This window comes from Roseivirga spongicola (assembly GCF_034376045.1).
Classification (GTDB): domain Bacteria; phylum Bacteroidota; class Bacteroidia; order Cytophagales; family Cyclobacteriaceae; genus Roseivirga; species Roseivirga spongicola.
Map to the genome: position 1 here is coordinate 2375285 of NZ_CP139724.1, position 21816 is coordinate 2397100.

The 21816-nt window shown below is 39.7% G+C and carries 7 protein-coding genes, 1 tRNA gene and 1 pseudogene; 6 read left to right on the forward strand and 3 right to left on the reverse strand.

Annotation, left to right across the window (positions count from 1 at the left end; genetic code table 11):
• Positions 1-26: 26 nt before the first annotated feature.
• The 4 genes from T7867_RS10515 to T7867_RS10530 all read left to right on the forward strand — a co-directional run bounded on the left by T7867_RS10515 (position 27) and on the right by T7867_RS10530 (position 15643).
• Positions 27-713 carry a succinate dehydrogenase cytochrome b subunit gene (locus T7867_RS10515; protein ID WP_068221351.1) on the forward strand — a complete coding sequence of 229 codons (687 nt, stop codon included), beginning with the start codon at positions 27-29 and terminating at the stop codon, positions 711-713.
• Between the two features lie 10 nt (positions 714-723).
• Positions 724-2733 (forward strand): fumarate reductase/succinate dehydrogenase flavoprotein subunit, encoded by a 2010-nt coding sequence (locus tag T7867_RS10520; RefSeq protein ID WP_322299188.1) that lies wholly within the window; start codon positions 724-726, stop codon positions 2731-2733.
• A gap of 28 nt (positions 2734-2761) precedes the next feature.
• The gene (locus T7867_RS10525) at positions 2762-3529 is read left to right on the forward strand and encodes a succinate dehydrogenase/fumarate reductase iron-sulfur subunit (RefSeq protein WP_068221355.1); all 768 of its coding nucleotides are present in this window, start codon (positions 2762-2764) and stop codon (positions 3527-3529) included.
• A 180-nt stretch (positions 3530-3709) separates the two neighbouring features.
• Positions 3710-15643, forward strand: a complete 11934-nt coding sequence (locus T7867_RS10530) for an MBG domain-containing protein (protein WP_068221357.1) — start codon at positions 3710-3712, stop codon at positions 15641-15643.
• Positions 15644-15680: 37 nt separating this feature from the next.
• On the opposite strand, the gene T7867_RS10535 is transcribed toward T7867_RS10530, so the two are convergent.
• The gene (locus T7867_RS10535; protein ID WP_068221358.1) at positions 15681-16961 is read right to left on the reverse strand and encodes an acetyl-CoA hydrolase/transferase family protein; all 1281 of its coding nucleotides are present in this window, start codon (positions 16959-16961) and stop codon (positions 15681-15683) included.
• A gap of 202 nt (positions 16962-17163) precedes the next feature.
• On the opposite strand from T7867_RS10535, the gene glgP reads away from it, so the two are divergent.
• The gene (glgP, locus tag T7867_RS10540; protein ID WP_068221359.1) at positions 17164-18813 is read left to right on the forward strand and encodes an alpha-glucan family phosphorylase; all 1650 of its coding nucleotides are present in this window, start codon (positions 17164-17166) and stop codon (positions 18811-18813) included.
• A gap of 102 nt (positions 18814-18915) precedes the next feature.
• Positions 18916-18990: transfer RNA gene (locus tag T7867_RS10545), tRNA-Val, on the forward strand.
• A gap of 200 nt (positions 18991-19190) precedes the next feature.
• On the opposite strand, the gene T7867_RS10550 is transcribed toward T7867_RS10545, so the two are convergent.
• Both T7867_RS10550 and T7867_RS19670 read right to left on the reverse strand, forming a co-directional pair.
• Positions 19191-21608 (reverse strand): ABC transporter permease, encoded by a 2418-nt coding sequence (locus tag T7867_RS10550; protein WP_322299189.1) that lies wholly within the window; start codon positions 21606-21608, stop codon positions 19191-19193.
• A pseudogene (locus T7867_RS19670) lies at positions 21609-21815 on the reverse strand (permease prefix domain 2-containing transporter); the annotation flags it as partial.
• Position 21816 lies beyond the last annotated feature (1 nt).

Below are 21816 nucleotides of genomic sequence, written 5' to 3' on the forward strand. Positions count from 1 at the left end.
TTCTGAATTTTAACTATTGAAATTAAATGAGTTGGGTAAAGAATACCTTCAGCAGTTCGATAGGAAGAAAGTTTGCCATGGCACTTTCGGCACTCTTCCTAATGATCTTCCTTCTTCAGCATTTTGTCATCAACTTCACCTCAGTATTTAGTGAGACTGTCTTTAACGACATTTCTCATTTTATGGGAACGAATGCTCTTGTGCAGTTCGCACTTCAGCCAGTTCTTATTTTTGCTGTGGTGTATCACTTTGCAATGGGATTTGCTCTAGAAATTAAGAACAGAAATTCAAGAGAAGTTAAGTATGCCATGAATAAAGGGCAGGCAAATTCATCTTGGTTCTCTCGTAACATGATTATCTCAGGAGCGGTGATTTTAGCCTTTTTAGGGCTGCACTTCTACGACTTCTGGGTGCCTGAGATTACTACCAAGTATATTGAAGGAGATATGTCTGGAATGATAAATGGCGAATATCGCTATTATCATGAGATGGTTGAGAAGTTCCATGACCCTGTGAGAGTAGGTATTTACTCACTTTCTTTTATACTACTTGCCATGCACTTAATGCACGGTTTTCAGTCGGCCTTTCAGTCTATGGGAGCGAGACATCCAAAATATACTCCGGGCATCAAAAAGTTCGGAAACATCTACGCGATTTTGATTCCTGCCGGATTCATCTTCATCGCCTTATATCATCATTTAACTTCACATTAAGTAAGTAAGAATGACAAAGCTAGATTCAAAAATCCCTCAAGGTCCTATTGCAGATAAATGGACCAATCATAAGAATAATATCAAGCTAGTAAACCCTGCAAACAAACGTCTTATCGATGTTATTGTAGTGGGTACGGGCTTGGCTGGTGGCTCAGCGGCAGCAACTCTTGCAGAACTGGGTTACAACGTAAAAGCATTTTGCTACCAAGATTCTCCTAGGAGAGCTCACTCAATTGCAGCTCAAGGGGGTATCAACGCAGCGAAGAACTATCAGGGTGATGGTGATTCTACTTACAGATTGTTTTATGATACTGTAAAAGGTGGTGACTATCGTTCTAGAGAAGCTAATGTATACCGTTTGGCAGAAGTATCTGCAAACATCATTGACCAGTGTGTAGCGCAAGGTGTTCCATTCGCTAGAGATTACGGTGGGTTGTTAGATAACCGTTCATTCGGTGGTGTTCAAGTATCAAGAACTTTCTACGCCAAAGGGCAGACAGGTCAGCAGCTGTTACTAGGTTGTTATTCAGCCATGTCTCGTCAAATTGGTAAAGGTAAAATCAAAATGTACAATCGCCACGAGATGCTCGATTTGGTGATTGTGAACGGAAAAGCCCGTGGAATCATAGCTCGTAACTTGGTTACAGGCGAAATTGAAAGACATTCGGCTCATGCAGTAGTTATTGCTTCTGGTGGATACGGAAACGTATTCTTCCTTTCAACCAATGCCATGGGGTCGAACGTTTCGGCAGGTTGGAAAGTGCACAAAAAAGGTGCATTCTTCGCTAACCCTTGCTACACTCAAATTCACCCTACTTGTATTCCTCAGCACGGAGACCAGCAGTCTAAATTGACCTTGATGTCTGAGTCTTTAAGGAATGATGGTAGAATTTGGGTTCCGAAAAAGAAAGAAGATGCCGAAGCGGTAAGAGCCGGAAAATTAGATCCGACTAACATTGCTGAAGAAGACAGAGATTACTACTTAGAAAGAAGATATCCTTCATTCGGTAACCTAGTGCCTAGAGATGTTGCCTCTAGAGCGGCTAAAGAGCGTTGCGATGCTGGTTACGGAGTAGGTACGAACGAAACTGGTGAAGCTGTTTACTTAGACTTCTCTTCAGCCATTATGAGATATGGCCAGGAAGAAGCGAACGTAAAAGGATACCACAACGCTTCTCAAACTCAAATTAGAGAGTTGGGAGAAAAAGTAGTTGAGAAAAAATACGGTAACCTCTTCCAGATGTATGAGAAGATTACTGCAGATAACCCATACAAAACTCCAATGAAGATTTACCCAGCAGTACACTATACAATGGGTGGTGTTTGGGTTGATTATAATTTAATGACTACCATTCCTGGTTGTTACGCTATTGGTGAGGCTAACTTCTCAGATCACGGAGCCAACCGCTTAGGTGCTTCTGCTCTAATGCAAGGTTTGGCAGATGGGTACTTCGTATTGCCTTATACCATTGGAGACTACTTAGCAGATGACATTAGAACTGGCGAAATTTCTACTGACTTACCAGAGTTCGATGAGGCTGAGAAAGCAGTAAAAGATAGAATCGACTTCTTTATGAATAATAAAGGAAGCAAGTCGGTAGATTATTTCCACAAGCGTTTAGGTAAAGTAATGTGGAATAAAGTGGGTATGGCTAGAAATGCTCAAGGATTGAACGAAGCTATTGCTGAAATCAAACAAATCCGTGAGGAGTTCTGGAAAGATGTAAAGGTGCCTGGCTCTGCAGAAGGAATCAACCAAGAGTTGGAGAAGGCTGGTAGAGTGGCAGACTTCCTAGAGTTAGGGGAGTTGTTTGCAAGAGACGCTCTGGAAAGAGAAGAGTCTTGCGGTGGTCACTTTAGAGAAGAGCACAGTACTGAAGAAGGTGAGGCAATGCGCGATGATGTAAATTACACCTATGTTTCTGCTTGGGAATATAAAGGAGAGCCTTCAGATGCAGTGGTACACAAGGAGCCATTAGTCTATGAGAATATTGAACTCAAGACTCGTTCCTACAAATAATTGATTTAAGAAAATAGATATTCAAAATATGTCAGCTCATAAAGGATTAAACCTTACGCTTAAAGTTTGGAGACAGAAAAGTCAAAAGGAAAAAGGCCAAATGGAGACTTATCAGGTTTCTGATATTTCACCAGATAGCTCTTTCCTAGAGATGATGGATATATTAAACGAGCAGTTGATTGAAGAGGGTAAAGAGCCTGTAGTATTCGATCACGACTGTAGAGAAGGTATCTGTGGTAGCTGCTCAATGTACATCAACGGAGAAGCTCATGGTCCTGGTAGAGGTATTACAACTTGCCAGCTCCATATGAGAGAATTCAATAATGGCGATACCATTTACATTGAGCCATGGAGAGCAAAGGCTTTCCCTGTTATCAAAGACTTGATGGTAGACAGAAGTGCTTTTGATAGAGTAATGGCTGCTGGTGGGTTTGTAAGTGTCAATACTTCAGGTAACACCCAAGATGCTAACGCTATTCCTATTGAGAAGCAAAAGGCCGATGAAGCTTTCGATGCAGCCACCTGTATTGGTTGTGGTGCTTGTGTAGCTTCTTGTAAGAATGCTTCTGCTATGTTGTTCGTTTCTGCTAAAGTTTCTCAGTTTGCCTTGTTACCACAAGGTCAGGTAGAAGCTAAAGAACGTGTACAAAACATGGTAAAAGTAATGGACGAAGAAGGCTTCGGAAACTGTTCAAACACTGGTGCATGTGAAGTGGAATGCCCTAAAGGAATTTCCCTAGACAACATAGCTAGAATGAATAGAGAGTACTTAAGTGCAAGTATAAAAGGGGAGTAGTTCTCTTAACAGAAATTGAAGTTCAAAGCCTCCAATTGGAGGCTTTTTTTTGTGTTTTCATTTTTATTTCGAGAGTCTTGTCAAGAAAAAGTGATATTTCTTATTTCTTTGAAAATATATTATTTCAACGGCTTTTTTAGGTGTGTTTGTAGTGGTATTATTGGCCATTAATTTTTAGATATGCGTGCACTATTAATCTCCTTTCTGCTAATTATTTGCAGTACAGTTCTATTTTCTCAGACCAATGTTAGTGGGAATATTTTAACCAACACAACTTGGTCTAAGACCAATTCGCCATATGTTTTAACTGGTGATGTGGGAATTGGGACAGGAGTTACTTTGACTATTGAGCCAGGGGTAATTGTTAGACGAACTGGAAATGTTCAAATTCTTATTAAAGGTTCCTTAAATGCGCAAGGGGCTAGTACTGATTCAATAAGGTTTGAAGATGGGTTGATTAGTCAGGCTTCAGAATCTAAATTTTTTCTAAGTTTTCAGGAAACAAACTTATCAAACAGTGCTCTCTCCTATCTTCAAGTTGAGTCTAGGGCTTCTAATTATGATATTAAATCACTCTTTTTAAGAGTAAGCAAAGAGACCGAACATCAACAAGCGCCTATCAAAGTAACAGGAACACTGACTGTTTCAAATTCTAGTTTTCTCGGTAACTATCTGGCAACAGATGGCTATCAAAGCTCAGGTAAGTTGGTTATTAAACACTCATACCTGAATTATACCACGGTGTACGGAGCATATCCAAGAAGTGAGCCAATAGAAATAAGGGATTCTAAAGGTGAAAATTCCAGAATCTATAGTGGTTCATATAACGCAGGGATATTATTAAGTCATAATTCATTCTATGATAGTGAGTTTCTTATTGGTTGCTGTGGAGCAAATCTCGATTTTCGAAATACCACTTTGGTTGACTCAAAAGTTATTGAGGGGGATGGGAATCCAAAGGCTGGCCCTATTAATATAGCCAATTCGAAGTTTATTAACTCTCCCATTCACTTGCCTAGTGCTTACGTTATCGCTGATAAATCTGTCTTTTTTGTAGACAAGAATTTATCAAATGGTTCGTCTGGTACAATATACGTAGCAGCTCCACTCAAAGTGGGTAGACTATTAATGACAGATTGTTACGTGAATGGGGATGGCGGAAGATGGGCTATTCATATTTCAGGGTATGATGGTTATAATATATCAGGAGAGTCTAAAATACTTAATTCAACTTTGGTTAACTATGATGGAGGACGAACCAACGGAGTATTGGGTTTGGAGAACTTCGCCTCGTTCGTTGTTAATAACTCAAATTTCTATTCACATCCTTTAGATGCTATTAGTAATTTAAGCTCAAAGCCAGTAGATGCCAAGAGTAACTACTTTGATCAGTATACAACTTCGGATCAAATAGAGGAAACAATCTATCACTATAATGACTACATTAGTTATGGAGTGGTCGACTATTCTGGTTTTCTGAATACACCAGCTTCAACAAATCTCCTAATGCCTCCAGTGTTAACTTCTCGTAGAAAGCATGATAACACCGATTATTTAAATCAATTAAGTCTTTCATTCGGAATGACTCATCCATCTACTACTGAATTGCGGGTTTATTCTACGATGAAGGATAATGTGTTGGATACCGTATTTATACAGTCAATATCAGAGCCCTTCTCTGGTGTTGATTTGCCAACTTTAGATGAAAGAGTGTATTCAGTCGCTGCGGTGGATAATTCGGAAAGTTTAAGTTGGTTCAGCACAGCTAGTAATTCAAAGCCTGTGGTATATAGGCAAACTTCATCCACTATTGTAGATGAAGATAATGATGGTAGAATGACCTTCAAGGTAGTTGATAAAGAACAAGACTTACTTAAGGTTTCGGCTAGCATTGATGAGGCTGGAACCTCATTAATGAACAATTCTGGGCTTCAGGTGAATCAACTAAGTACTGATGGAGATACTACATTCTTTGAACTAATACTCACGCCATTAGAAGATGAATACGGTCAAGTAGATAATATTAAAGTGACAATCCAAGATGGGATTAACCTTGTAGAAACATTGGTAGGCCCATTTATAGTGAACCCTGTTAATGATTACAAACCTGAGTTAACTGAAATTAGGTTAATAACGGGAGGGGTGGAGGATTATGCCTTGGACTTTCAATCTTCAAACTTCTGGTATCGTGTTATTTCTTCTGATCAAGATGGAGATGAGGTGAGGTATCTGCTTACTGAGTTAATTTCAGGAAAGATTGAAGGTAGTTTCGAGGGAGACTATCGAGAAGCGCAAGTAGGCGATACGTTGTACAGAACTTTAAACTATAGTTGGACTCCATCTAAGGATCAATTCGGTGAACTTGAAGCCTTTAAGTTGAGGGCAACGGATGGAGAGTTTCTCTCAGATGATGAGAGAACTGCAATAGTTGAAGTGGCTGGAAGAAATGATCCGCCTATTACTGATCCTATTGAACCTCAATTTTTTCAGTTTAGTGATGCTGGAGAATATGAGTTTTTAATAACCGGAGTCTCTCCAGGACTTTATGAAGATGAGAGTGTTACAATGGAAATGGATATTTCCTCTGATAATGACTTTGTGGATGGTAACGATGTGACTTTTGAGTATTTGGAAGACAAGTCTTCTTATAAAGTCAAATTTAAAACAAACAATAAAGATTTAGGGGTTACAGATCTTAGACTCAGACTATCAGACGGGGCATTGAATACAGTGATTTATCAGCCAGTTATTGTTTTGCCGTATCCTAACCAAATTGACTTTGTATCACCAACAGAGGTAAACGCTTATGCTGAGCTTGAATTTAACCATATACCAGAAGTTGAGACCCAGATTCCAGTACAGGTCTTGCCTTTAGAGTTACCAGAGTCACTAAGTGCTAATCTTACATGGAGAGTTGCTACCTTCCTAGGGACAGGTGTTAAGGGGGATCGTCTAGGAGGAAGGATTTCCGCTCAATTCAATCAGCCTAACCGTTTAGTCAAGGATTCAAGAGGAAATTACTTTATAATGGATAGGGGTAACTTTAAAATATACAAAGTTACACCTTCTGGAGAGGTTTCTTTATTCGCGGGAGGGACTCACGGTCTCAATGAAGGAATTGGCTCAGAGTTACAGTTTAAAGGGCCGTCAGGTATTACTATTGACGGTAATGATAACCTCTATGTCATCGATGATGGTTGGGAAGACAGGTTGATTAAGATAACACCAGAAGCAGAAGGTACAGTTATTATTGGGAAGCATGGGCGTGATGGATATGTTGATGGTCCTGCAAATGTCGCTGAACTACTGGATCCAAGTGATGTTTTAATAGATAGTAAAGGGCATATATATATAATAGAGCCAATTGGTGGGCGTATTCGAAAGCTTGATACTAACAATAATGTTGTATCCACCTATTTTGACACAAATGAATGGGCTTACCCTACTGCAGCTGATATAAACTCTCGAGATGAGATTATTGTTGCAGACCACTTTTCGCATAATCTGTACAAGGTGAAAAATGGGGTAATGGAAATAATTCCATTACCCAATCAGGAATTCAAGTCAACAAACATAGCCTATTTGACAGATGATGTTGTTGTCTTTAATATGGAAGTAGACAACCTGCTCAAATTGTATACATTCAATTTGATTACAAAGGAGCTTAATCAGATTGCTGGAGCAGGAGCCGCTCCATTTATTGAGGAGGGGAATTCTTTGCATCATAGTATTCTTGGGTTTGAGTTGTTCGTTGATGAAGGAAGAATTCTAGTCAATGATGAGAGGAGAGGTACGCTAATGATTCACTATCAATCCATAGATAAAGTAAAGGGTGTTTTTGATCATGACGATGTAGGCGAACAAGAACTATCTTTGATAGCTAGGGATATTTTTGGAGTAGAAAGATTTCATAGTACTGTTATTAATGTGTCTCCCTCAGACAAAGTGACTGCTACTAACCTAAACCAAAGCCTAACTTATACCGAAGATGCGGTAGTAGATCTAGAGGATATTGTAATCTCAGGAACAACGGCAGATGAACTCATTGAAGTCCTATTATCATTTAAAAAGCCTAATCAAGGAATTCTATCAGCAGAATCTGGAAGTGGGGAGTCATATGTTGCTAATTCAGGAGAATGGTCAGTCATTGGAACAACAGGACAAGTGAATACAGCATTAGCGCAGGTTCAGTTTATTCCAACGGAAAACCTGGACAAGGACTCACAAATAGAAGTTAGAATCATTAGGAATGGAGGCCATGTTCCAAATACTGGAACAATTACTCTTGAGGTAATCCCGGTGAATGACCCTTTGGTTATTGAACCTCTACCTGCTGATAGTGCCTACAACGAAATACCGTACTTTACAGATTTTAGTCTAACAGACCCTGACGACTACTACTTCGATTTTGAGGTTTTAGATAAGCCTGATTGGTTAACAATCAAATCAGAACCTGAGGTATTTGCTTATAGTGGTTCAATAGATGAAAAAACCATACTGGATGGGAGTTTAGATGAAGCCCGATATGTTAACCCATCAAATATGGTTAGACTGGAAGATGGCACTATCGTTTTTCTAGACCAGTATTCAGTTCGGAAAATTAGTCCAACTGGTGTTGTAAGTACTATAGCGGGTTCAATAAATAATGGAGATCAAGATGGCCCTGCCGCTAATGCCAAGTTTGGTCTGTTGTCAGGAATTGCCGTTGATCAATCCGGTAATATTTACTTTGGTGACACCTGGAATAACAAGCTGAAAATGCTTGACAGAGAAGGTGTTGTGAGGACTATTGCAGGTGAAAGTCGTTCATGGCTAGAAAATGGATGGAAACCTTCACTTTACATCAATCTGATAAGAGACATGGTTGTTTCTCCTGAAGGAGAGCTATATATACTAGAAGGAAACACTTATGACCCTTGGAGAATACTGAAGCTATCTCCAGATAAAGAAGTTGAAATTGTAGTCGAAAGAAAATATACTAACAATAATGAGGGGGCATTTTCCACCTTTGGAGGTGGTTATGTGGGAACTATCGCATTTTCTCCAACTGGTAAATTATTAATGGCTGGAGAAAGGTACGTATGGGAAGCAGATCTTTCATCAGAAAACATCACAGTTTTGGCTGGAAACGGCTCATTTATTAGTTCTGATGGCCAGGGTACTGATGCAGGCATAACAATTATAAGAAGCATTGAGGTAGATGATTATGGAAACACATGGTTTTTAGAGCAGAATAGGCTACGTGTTCTCACATCGAACGGAGTTGTGAGAACTATTGCAGGATCCGATACTTATGGTTATGAAAATGGGGTAGGCGAGGAAGCTCTATTTAACAATCCGCTAAGCCTTGTAAATACAAGAGACGGTTTTCTACTAATTGCCGACTCTAACCAAGGTAACTTAAGAAGAGTGAGGATTCAGAGCATTACAGGTTATGGTACTCCATCAGATATTGACCTAGGAAGTAATCAGCTTAAGGTTCAGTTTAGCGAGGGTTATCAGTCTTCTTATCTTTTGGATATGGAGATAGAGGTTAGATCGAATGGAATGCCCGTTTTGATTGGAATGGAACAGACATTCTTTGGGGTTGAAGATGAAGAGACAGTTAGCCTATCTGGTATGAGTATGTCAGGAGTGACAGATGCTAATATTGAGTTGAGTCTTACTTTATCCAACCCTAATGCTGGTAAGTTTAAGCTGAGTACCACATTAGAAAACGGGTACAATGAGCAAACAGGAGAATGGAGGATAAAAGGGACTCAAACTGAACTAAATGATTTCTTGAATTCATTTGAGTTTTATCCGCAAGAGGATTTCTCGGGGACTATTGTAGTAGGTGTAAAAGCAAAGAGAGAGAATGGGTTTTTTACGAGGGAAGCACAATTCCAAATTAACCTGAGCCCTGTAAATGATGATCCAGTTTTAATCTCACCCTTGGCCATGCAGGCAATGGAAGGCCTGAATTTGGATATCCAAGTTAATGTGGAAGACGGTGATAACGATATGTATGTTCTTGATGTCGAGAATATGCCCGATTGGATGGCGTTGAACATAGACTTAAGTGCTCAGGTTTCAACCCTTGCAGATTTTCAGATTGTTTATAACGAAAACCAAATTACTGATGGAGGCGAAGGTGAAGCAAAATTCTCTTCACCAAGAGGTTTAGCTTACAATCTGGAGTCTCGTTATTTCTATGTAGCCGATAAAAATAAGATTAGAAGAGTATCTGAACAGGGAGAAGTTGTTACCATTTATGATGCCGGATATAGTTTAGCTAACTTCTCTGGATTTAAAGGAATAAAGATTATAAATGACCAAATCTATTTATTCGATAATTCCAGAATATTTCGCTTTGCTAATAATTCACTGGAAATTTTGGCTGGTAATGAAAGTGGATTCACTAGTGATGTTGATGGAAGTGGTACAAATGCATACTTTAATGACATTCGAGATGTAATTTCAGATGGAAATGATGGTTTTTTTATTGCAAGTAGAAATACCCTGAGGCATATGTCTGCTGATTTCCTCGTTAAAACAGTTGCTGGCAATGGCTTTGTTCAGGATGAGCTGGGTAATCCATTTTATTTCGATAACATAACTGCTATTCAATTAGATACAGATGGTTCTGTTATTATTTCAAGTGCTACCAGTGGAAGAAAATACCACAGGCTTAGAAATGAGGTTATTGAGTACGCATTTCCACTGTCTAATTCTAATTTTGCATATCCTACAAAGTTTTTTGCTTTCGAAAATTCGAAAATCCTCGTTTTTCTCAATAGAACTATCTACCTATATGATAGTTCAACGAATCGTTTCAGGTCGATCACAGCTAGAGGAATTTTACCACTAGCTGATGGCGACATTGAAGAATCAAGTTGGGGTAATTACTCTGATATTGTTAGGATTGGTAAAAATAGATATGCCTTTTTTGATAATCTCTATGGAGATATTCGTGTTATTACACTTAATCCACAATATAAATTAACTGGTGTTCCGACTGAAGGGGCAACTGGTTCTACTAACCTAGTATTTAAGATTACAGATGTTACAGGCAATACTATAAATAAAGACGTACCTCTTGAAGTACTTCCTGGAGACAGGCCTGATGTAACGGGGCTTCCTCAGGCTTTCAACTACATTGAGGATGACCCGAAATTTGATCTGGATCCAATAGAAATTGTTTCAGGAGAGGAGAATGAAATTTTTGAGGTATCCTTTAGACTATACAATGCTTTTGGAACTATTCAGTCCTCGCATACTGACCTGTCCTTGTTTAAGGCAGGTCAAAGCTATCATCTTAAAGCTTCTAAAAGTGAGTTGAATAACATTCTAACCACGCTTTCGTTTGAACCGTCACTCAATAATAGTTATAACGGCTATGTAGAGTTTAATATCAGAAAGGAGGGAGGAAAGCTCTTTTATAAAGATTATATATCTCTGAATGTGACTCCTGTTAACGATTTGCCAACAATTGAGAGTATATCTGACACAGTAAGCTTCGTTAACGAGAATATAATTATTCCAGTTGAGTTCAATGACCCTGAAGATGGAAAGAACCTGAGTATAGAATTCCAAGAGAAGCCTAGTTGGTTAACCTATCGATTAGCCAAGTCCAAATCTGAATTGGTTGCTGGTGATCCTAATGGAGATGGATTCTTCTTTAAAAAGGAATTATACTTTGGGCCATATGAGTCTCAGTACATGGCCTTCAATTCAGAAGGTGAGATTATAATGACAGACGCTGCAACTCATTCAATAGTTAAGATAGCTGACTCGGGAGAGGTATCTCTTGTTGCAGGTAAAGGGAAACTAGGCTATTTAAATGGCTCTACAAATTCGGCTCTTTTTCATAATCCAAAAGGAGTAGCAATTTCTTCGGAAGGTCTCATTTACGTTGCAGACGCAGGTAATAATGTGATTAGGCTTATTGATTTGGATATGAATGTTTCAACCCTTGCAGGAACTGGAGAGAATGGGAATGCTAATGGAACATCAGAGGAAGCCACTTTTGCAGGGATTCGACATTTGGAACTCTCTGAAGACGAAACCAAAATTTACATTCAACAGAGAAATGAAATTAGAGTTTTGGATCTCATTGATAAAGAAGTTTCAACACTACTGAACGTTTCCAGTGTTACTCTTAATGGAATGAATTCCTTCGATATAGCTAGCAATGGAGATTTCCTGATAGCAGCGACAAACGCCATTTATCGATTCAATTCAGTTGGACAATACTTATATCAATATGGGGCAGGGTATGGCCTTTCGGATGGATATTCAAGTCAAGCGACTCTTAGTAGTGTAAGAGGGATAAAGGAAGCTAAAAATGGAGAAATCTATTTTACAGATGCTGGAGGGACTTTGTTAAGGAAAATTAATAATTCTGGATTTATTGAGACCCTAGCAGGTGTAGCCAATAGTGACCTGTACTCTGACGGGTTAGAAGATGAAATTCAATTCCGAAGTGTTGGCAATTTATTGATCGAAGACAATGCAATTTATGTAGCAGATAGATTCTCTCTTAGGAGAATTTGGGTAGATGTTCCAGTGCTTTATGGACTACCGGAAGATAGCGATGTGGGTGAAAATCATATAAGGTTGACTGTAAAGGATCATCAAGATGGTATAGCGTCTGAGGAATTTCAAATTCAGGTTTTCTCAAACGATAGACTGCAAGTCTCCGGTCTAGATACTGTATTGTTTGCAAAGGAATCAACCAATAGAGTTGAACTTCCAGAAATAACTATTGAAGCGGATTTATCAGAAAACGTGGAGGTAAAAATTGCTGTTAACGAAGGTATAGAAGTTGATCTAATACACAATGAAAAAAGTGTTTTAGAAAGGCAGAGCGATGGTGCTTGGTTAATCAATGGAAATGTAGAGCAAATCAATCAGATACTTTCCTGTCTCCATTTCTCTTCTGAAAATTGGTCCACATTTGATATCCTTTTTGAATTCAAAAAGTTAGGAGGAAGGTTGGCTATGAATGGCCAAATCTCCCTCTTTATAGAACCAGAGAATGATTTGCCAATTTTCACAGGAACTGACCATGTTGAAGTTGAAGTAGGAAGTTCCTTTGACTTAAACTTTGATGCAAGCGATTTGGATGGTGATATCCTAGCTTTTAATTCTACTGATTTCCCTGGCTGGCTTACAGCGGACTCTACTCAGGTAGTCCAAGAGTTTATTAATACAATTTATTCTGAGTCCTTGCCAGACTCAAGTCAACAACGGTTGGCGGTGAATGTAAGTGATATTGCAGTTACCCATACGGGTGATACGCTAATTGTAGATGGTTCTGGGCATAGAATTATGAAGTTAGTAGACGGAAAGTTTGAGGTTTTTGCAGGTACAGGTGAAGCCGGCTATTTGAATGGCGATGTTTCAGAAGCTCAATTTAACTGGCCAAGACGTCTACTAGTAAGGTCAAATGGAGATATATTAATTGGAGACAGGAAAAATGCCTCTATCAGGTTAATTGATGCTAATGGTCAAGTTTCTACGCTTTTAGGATCAGGACCTATCGCTCAACTATCCGCTTATACAGGTTTCGATCATAACTCTGGAGACCCTATACCTTTCTGGATTTCTGGGCTGGTAGAAGACGTTACTGGTAGCTTATTTTCTGGCGAGCTTTTCTCTTTGGGAAAGGTTGATGATACAGGTAATTACTCACATTTATCAGGTAATCCGGCATTTACATTTACGCCAGAAGATGCTGATGGAGCTCTGTCTGATGCGAGGTTCTATAACATCAAGTCATTGATAGCTTTAGGCAAAGACTCAATATTGATATGGGATAGCCAGAACTACAAACTAAAGTTATTGGCTGATAATAGTGTAAGGTCTATCTCTGGGTTTAAAGGTTATGGGTTTAAGGATGGAAGCTTGGAAGAGGCGCAGTTTTCTTCAGTTTCTAGTTCTGAGTTATTAAGAAATGGTAAAATTCTATTTTTTGATGATTTCAACTTGTCTCTAAGGGAGCTTGACTTGAAAGAGGGAACCATCTCAACTATTGCTGGGAAGGGATACCAAGGGCCGATTTATGGAAATGTAGAAGATGTAGTGTTCTCTCCTGTTTATGCCATAAAAGAACTTTCTAATGGAGATGTTTTATTAGGCGGACCAAATAGAATAGACAGATTAAGTTACACTGTGCCTACTATCTCAGGAACACCTCAAGAATCGGATATAGGAGAGCATAGTTTTACTTTGTTCATTTCCGATGGTAAGGGAAAGGTCAAAGAGCAAGAAATCACTATCAATGTATTAGCTCCAAACACAGCTCCGGCAGCATTGGACATCCCTTCTCAGGAAGAGACCTATGCTCCTGAGGGTCAGTTTGAGGTAAGTTTGTTTGACTATTTTAGAGATGCAGAGAGTACTGATCAAGAACTGACTTATGAAGTTGTTTCTATAGACTCAGAAGCAGTGGTTACTGCAGAGGCAATCAGTTCTACAGATGGTGTTTTGAACATGAATGTTCAGGGAGCAGGAGAAGCCAATGTAACTTTAAAGGCAACGGATACTAGAGGTAAATCAGTGACTACCACTTTTGCAGTGAACATCGCCAAGGCTGAAGCTGAAATTATGTTAGGTGAACTAGAGTTTGTTAATAGTGAGGCGGAAACACCAGTTACAGTCACAACAGTTCCATCGGGTTTGAACTACACCCTTACATATGATGAAGAGTCAGCTGTGCCTTCCACAGTAGGGGAGTATATAGTGAAAGTTGTGATTGATGATGCTAATTATCAAGGAGAAACCACAGCTACCCTTAAAGTGTTGAACATAGTGCCCGAAGACATCCAAATCTCAGGCCTTACTGTTCTGGAAAATTCAGCTAGTGCTACAGTAATAGGATTACTTTCTACTACAGACCAGAATAGTACCGATACGCATACCTATGAGCTAGAGTCAGGGGTAACAGATAATGATTCGTTCGAGATTAATGGATCAAACCTAGTTGTCAAGGATGTCTTGGATTTTGAAGAGAAGTCGACCTACAGCATTACAGTTACAGCCACAGATAATTATGAAGGTTCCTATTCGAAAACGTTCAGTATAAGTGTAACTGACGTAAATGAGGAGCCAACTATTAATGAGGTAGAAGCAATAGAGATAGTTCGGAACCTTGGAGAGCTGAGCTTAACTGTAACAGGGCTAAGTGCAGGAGAAGAAGCAAACCAGACTATAGAACTGAATAGCTCTGTTTCTGGAATTGTAGAAAGTTCGTCAATATCAATCAACTCAGATAATGAATCCGCAACGCTTAACTTCCAAACTATCCAAGATCAAACCGGTAGCGGAACGATCGAGGTAACTATCAAGGATAATGGAGGAACAGCTAATGGAGGAGTAGATACTAAGACCATTACAATCTCGGTAGACGTACTTGGTTCTAATATTGCTGTTAAAGACGAAGGAAGCTGTGGTCCAGGTTCAATAAACTTATCAGCATCCGGAGCTGACGATTATAACTGGTATACCTCAGCATTAGAAGGAACATCCTTTGCAACGAGTAGCAGTATAGAAGTTAATGTAACAGAGACTAAGACTTATTACGTTGCGGGCATTTTCTCAGGTATAGAATCAAAGCTCAGAATTCCTGTTACAGCAAGTCTTTATAGTATACCTGATGTACCAACAGTCACTAACAATCAGGGAACGCTTACAACCACAGAGGTAAGTAATATCTCCTACCAATGGACTTTGGATGGAGAAGAGATTGAAGGGGCAACATCGAGTGCTTTTGAACCTGTTCTTTCAGGACAATACTCGCTAAGAGCTACTAATGCCAATGGATGTTCAGTTACTTCAGAGTTAGTGGAAGTAGTGCTTGCAGGTATAGAAGATGGTTATCAGGAGATTTCGGCCAAGATTTACCCTGTTCCTGCCACTGATGTACTGGAACTTGAGTTCGAAGAGACCTTGCAAAAAGGAACTACCATTAAGCTACTGAGCAATATTGGTACAGAGTTTAGTCAAACTACCCTTCAGCAAGCCACAAGGCAGGTAAGCCTTGATGTATCATACCTTCCGGAAGGTACACATATAGTGCTTGTAAGAAGTGAGAATAAGCTTCTTAGGAAGAAGTTCATTGTTATTAGATAAAGAAAAAGCCTCCATCTCGGGATGGAGGCTTTTTCTATTACTTAAAGCACTTGCCCATAAACCTTGCTGAAGCGGCTCTGCTGAGTTCCTCCCTGTGGTTTGGGTGAGCAATATTGATAAGTGCTTGTGCTCTTTGCTTTATGCTTTTACCGTAGAGATCTGCCACGCCAAATTCAGTGACTACATAATGTACGTGTGCACGTGTAGTTACAACTCCTGCTCCAGGTTTCAATAAAGGGACAATTTTGCTTTCGCCTCTACCCGTAATTGAAGGAAGGGCAATAATTGGTTTTCCGCCTGGCGAGAGACTAGCTCCCCTAATAAAGTCCATTTGACCACCAACACCCGAGTACATCATAGTACCGATAGAGTCTGCGCATATTTGCCCTGTAAGGTCTACTTCAATGGCTGAGTTGATGCTGGTCATTTTTGGCATTCTTCTGATCACCGCAGTGTCATTTACATATTGAATGTCCAGCATTCTAATCATAGGGTTGTCATCTACAAAATCGTAAAGCTTTTTTGTGCCAATCATAAAGCCAGAAACCAAGTAGTCTTTATGTTTAGTTTTAAACTTGTTGTTGATTACACCTTTTTCAATGAGAGGAATAACACCATCGGAGAACATCTCAGTGTGTACTCCCAAGTTTTTATGGCCACCAAGGCATGAAAGCACCGCATCAGGAATGGCACCAATCCCCATCTGTAGCGTGGCACCATCCTCGATTAGTTCTGCTACATTTTGACCAATTTCTTGTTCTACGTCAGTTAATTCATGAGCTGGGTGCTCAGGTAGTTCTGCTTCATGCTCAAAGTACCGAGTAAATTTGCTGAGGTGAATAAGTCCATCGCCATGAGTTCTTGGCATTCTTGGGTTCACCTGTGCAATAACAATTTGTGCGGTGTCTACTGCTGCTTTTGTAGCATCTACAGAAACTCCTAAAGAGCAAAAACCGTGGCTGTCGGGCGGAGAAACCTGAATCATTGCCACATCTATAGGAACTACCCCTGACCTGATCATGATGGGTACCTCACTCAAAAAACACGGAATAAAGTTAGCCCTACCTTCTTTGTGAGCCTTGCGGACATTTCCTCCAATAAACATGGAGTTGATAATGAATGATTCTTCATGTTCTGGTTCAGCATAAGGCGCAGGGCCTTCTGTATGCATTTGATAGATAGAAACATTTCTAAGTTCTGAAGCTCTTGAGCTCATAGCTTCTACAAGAGCAATTGGGGTTGCCGCGGCTGTATGAAGGTATACGTTGTGGCCAGATTTTAATATGGATACTGCTTCTAAAGCGGAGTTGACTTTCATGGCGATTTTGTTTGAGGCAAAGGTGCTGAAAGCTGCCCCGTAGAAAGTTGATTTAGATCATATAACAATGAAATTTGAATAAGCTTTTTATGCTCTGTTTTTTCATGTTAAGTTCTCAATCGTTTGCATAAAAGAAATGTTCAGGCTCGGTTAAATAGCTGAACCAATCGTGTAATTTTAATATCTCAACAATTGAATCGATATGAGTTTCAAGCTTAAGCATCCGTACAAGTTTGGCAAGGGCTACGAAAAGCCTGTGGCCTATTTTTCAATGGAGTTTGCCATAGATCAACCACTGAAAATCTACTCTGGTGGTCTCGGATTTTTGGCAGGATCTCACATGAGAAGCGCTTACGATCTTAAGCAGAACGTTGTGGGTATCGGTATTCTATGGAAATACGGATACTACGATCAGGTGAGGAAGCACAATAATGAACTGGATGTACTTTGGCAAGAAAGGCATTACAATTTCTTACAGGAAATGGATTTCGATATTGAAGTTTCGGTTGATAACCATCCAGTAAAAGCAAAGGTATATTACTTGGCTCCTGAAGTATTTGGGACAGCACCTATCTTTTTACTCTCTACCGATCATCCTGAAAATGATCACCTGGCGCATACCATTACGCATAAGCTTTATGACAATAACATAGCGACAAGAATTGCACAGTATATTTTATTGGGCGTTGGTGGAGCTAAGGTTTTAGAGGCGCTGGGGCATGAAGTAGATATGTATCACTTCAATGAGGCACATGCTTTACCCGCTGCTTTTAGGCTATTGGAAAAGTTAGGAAGTGTTGAAAAAGTGAAAGAGAAGTTGGTGTTTACTACTCATACGCCTGTAAAAGCAGGTAATGAAGTTAACGATCCTAATTTTCTGCATAAACTAGGGTTCTTCAATGGGTTCAGCATTCAAGAAATTGATGAGCTAATCGGTTTAGATCAGGGCATGTTCAATCATACTTTAGCTGCTTTAAGACTGTCTAAAATTGCCAATGCTGTTTCTAAGAAACATCAGCAGGTTTCTAATGAAATGTGGGGAGAGTTTGAGAATATCTGCGACATCATACCCATTACTAATGCCCAGAACCAGGCTTATTGGACGGACAAAGAATTAGAGAAGGCGTATGATAAACGTAATGCTAAGAAGTTTGTAAAGCGTAAGAAGGAGCTCAAAAACGAGTTGTTTCAATTGGTTGCAGATCAGACAGGGAAAATTCTAGATCCGAATGCACTCACTATAGTTTGGGCAAGGAGATTTGCCGGATATAAAAGGGCTGACCTGATAGCAAGAGATGTTGCGAGGTTCGAGCGTTTATTAAATAATAAAGACTACCCAGTTCAGGTGATTTGGGCAGGGAAACCATATCCACTAGATCATTCAGCAGTAAGTACTTTTAACTGGTTGGTGCATTTTACTAGAAAGTACCACAATGCCACCATTCTTACAGGCTATGAGTTGAGCCTTTCTGCCTTAATGAAGAAAGGATCTGATGTTTGGCTGAACAACCCAAGAATTCCACTAGAAGCTTCCGGAACATCTGGTATGACGGCTGCTATGAATGGTTCTCTCAATTTTTCAACTAATGATGGTTGGATACTGGAGTTTGGTGAGCACGGGAAAAACGGTTTCGTAATTCCTGAAGCTGATACATCTGCACCAGAGGGTGAGCAAGACCAGTGGGATGCAGATCACATGATGCGTATTTTGGAAGAAGAAATTGTACCGATGTATTATGATGATCATGACCGTTGGGTTGAGGTCAATTTTCAAAGTATGGAAGATGTGAATAAGTATTTCAGGGCATCACGCATGGCCGATGAGTACTATAAAAAGCTGTATAATCATTAAGAGGAATTAAGACTTTTACTAATATTGCGAGGCAGTTGTGAGACTACTTTTCTTATTGGGATATTAGCTCTCCCGATAGTTATCGGGAGGTTTAGAGCTTAAGGGATATTAGCTCAGTTGGTTTAGAGCGCTGCCTTGACAGGGCAGAGGTCACTGGTTCGAATCCAGTATATCCCACAATCAAAAAGACCAGCCAAACGGCTGGTCTTTTTGATTGTAGTGTTTTGAGATGAGAGCCAGTTGGTTCGAAAGCGGAGCTTCACGAGGCCCCCGAGATATCATAAGCGTAGCGATATAATCCAATACAATTCATAGACAAAAATTAGGCTTTTTGCATTTCATGAATTCTTCATTCTGAACTTGTTTCAGAATCACTATTACTCACTCCTTAAGACATCCACCGGATTTGCATTGGCTGCTTTATATGACCTGAAGAACACAGTTAAAAAGGCCAGTAAAAAACTTGAGCAAATGGTCAAAATGATGGTCAGGGCTGAGATATCTACATGATACGCAAATCCATTGAGCCAGCTATTCATCGTCCAATAGGCAATTGGAATGGCTACTAAAACAGCTAAACCAATTAACCAGAAAACTTGCTTATTGAAGAGTATGACGATTTGAGAAACCGAAGCGCCCATTACTTTTCTAATGCCAACTTCCTTGGTTTTCGATTGAATGGAGAACATTATTAGTCCATAAAGCCCCATGCAAGAAATCAGAATGGCTATAGAGGTGAAAACACTCATGATTTTACCCAATCTAATCTCAGAGGTATAGAGCTTTTCAAAGCGCGAGTCCAAAAATTGAAAGTTGAAACCTTGATCAGGAATAACTTCAGTCCATAAGTCTTCAATGGCTGCAATGGTCTCCTGTATTTGGTCTGTGCGGATTTCAATTAAAACCCGAGACACATTAAAACCATTCGATGGCTCATAAGCAAAAATCATTGGTTTAACTGATTCATAGAGAGACTCCATGTGAATGTCTTTTATGATTCCCCTAATCTTGACCGGCTCAACAGTGAATTGATAAGTTTCGGCCAATGGCTCATTCACATTCTTAGGGTTCACTGATTGGATTAGTTTGGCTAATGTTTCGTTAATGATGACTTCCTCTCCGTTTGTTGAAGGTTTTTCTGGGTTAAAGTTTTCTCCGCTAATGAATTCAAAATTGAGAAGCTCAGCATAATTGTGATCTATATTATGTTGGTAAATGGCTTGTCCAAATACATTTCTATCACTGCTCACCCTATGTGAGTTTCCACCAGGAGGGCTTGTTGTCACAGATGCTAAGTTTACATCAGGGACACGCTTAAGCTGATCTCTGAAAAGGCCAAGGTTGTTGGAGACTGCAGCGTCTACCAAAATGATTTGCTCTGGTTTATAGGTCAGCTTTTTGTTAATGATGAAATCGATTTGATCTTTCACCACTGTGGCACTAACAATCATAATTATGGCCACTGCAAACTGAAAAATAACCAAGCTTTTCCTCAGAAGAGCCCCTTTGGTTGAGTTGGCAATATTGCCTTTGATAAACTCAGAGAACCTAAATCGGGAAACCAATATGGCAGGGTAAATACCGGCAATAGTTGAAAGTAAGATGATGGCAGAAATGACTATTCCCCAGAACCAAGGGTCGACCCAATAATTAAATAGCAGTGGTCGGTTGATAGCCTGCTCGAAGGAGGGTAGGAGAGAAGCAGTAAGCAGAAGAGCAACCGCTAGTGATGAAAAGCACATTAGAGTAGACTCTGTAACAAACTGAAAAAAGAAGCTTTTTCGGCCTGCTCCAATAATTTTTCTGATTCCCGCCTCTTGACCTCTTTGCAAAGCTCTGGCAGCGGTGAGGTTAGTGTAATTAATAATAGCCAAAACCAGAATAAAAATAGCGACCATTGCAAAAACAGCATACATCTGTTTGTCACGAGCCTCAATTATGGTGTCATCAGTGTGTTTGTCGTATTTGGCATCTTGAAATGAAGACAGTTTGAAAGTGGTGGCCTTCATGGTTTTTCCGGAAACTATAGGCTTTATCGTCTTGTTTATTTTGGTTTCTAGATACTTAGGTGAAATGTCAGGGAGTGTTTTAATGTATGTAGCTGACCACACCGAGATTTGCTCTCTAATATTCTCTCTGCTCCTGTCTTTAAGTACAAGAATATTGAATTGAATACTTGAATGAGTAGGAGGGTCTTTTACCACTCCTTTTATCTGATAATAGTTATCGAAGTTACTGGTAGTATGAAGTCCTTTACCAATAACATCGGTAGTGCCATAAAGCTTTATAGCAAGCGACTCTGTAAGCACTGCATCTCCTACTTTGGTTAGTACCTGTTTTTCGTTCCCGTGAATAAACTCCAGAGGAAAGAATTCGAAGAAAGTTGAGTCTGTTAGAATAAACTCTTCCTGAAAGAAGCTTCTTTTCTCATCTTCCTCAATCATCACCGTCCAGTTGAGTTTACCCATTCTAGTCTGATGAGTGATCTCCGGAATCATTTCAACTAAAGCAGGCCCTAGGCCAGTATGAACCCGGCCATTAAAGCCCTCTTGCGACCTCAGGGAGTTGTAGCTTTCAACCCGATAGATCAGGTCCTTGTCTTTCAGGTCGTAATCCATTCGAGCCTCATCAGCAATGAACATGGCTAACATTAGGCTAGTGGCAATGCCAATGCTTAGGCCCAAAAGGTTGATGAAAGTATGAGGCTTATGCTTGAGTGAACCTCTAAAAGCAGTTTTAATAAAGTGCCTTAGCATAAGCAAAAACATACTAGGACTAGATGTGTGTTTTTTCATAAGGTAGAATCTAAACGATCGGATAACCGTCCACCAGTACAACCAATTGGAGTTTAGCTTGCTTTTGGTTTCACGCCAATCTTGATACTGTTCAAACAAGTCACCTTCAATTTCTTCAACATACCTGTCAGAGCAAAACTTACGAAAGATCCGTAAAGGAAGCTTTGGTGGTTGATAATTGTATTTGTTATCCTTATGGTGGTACATG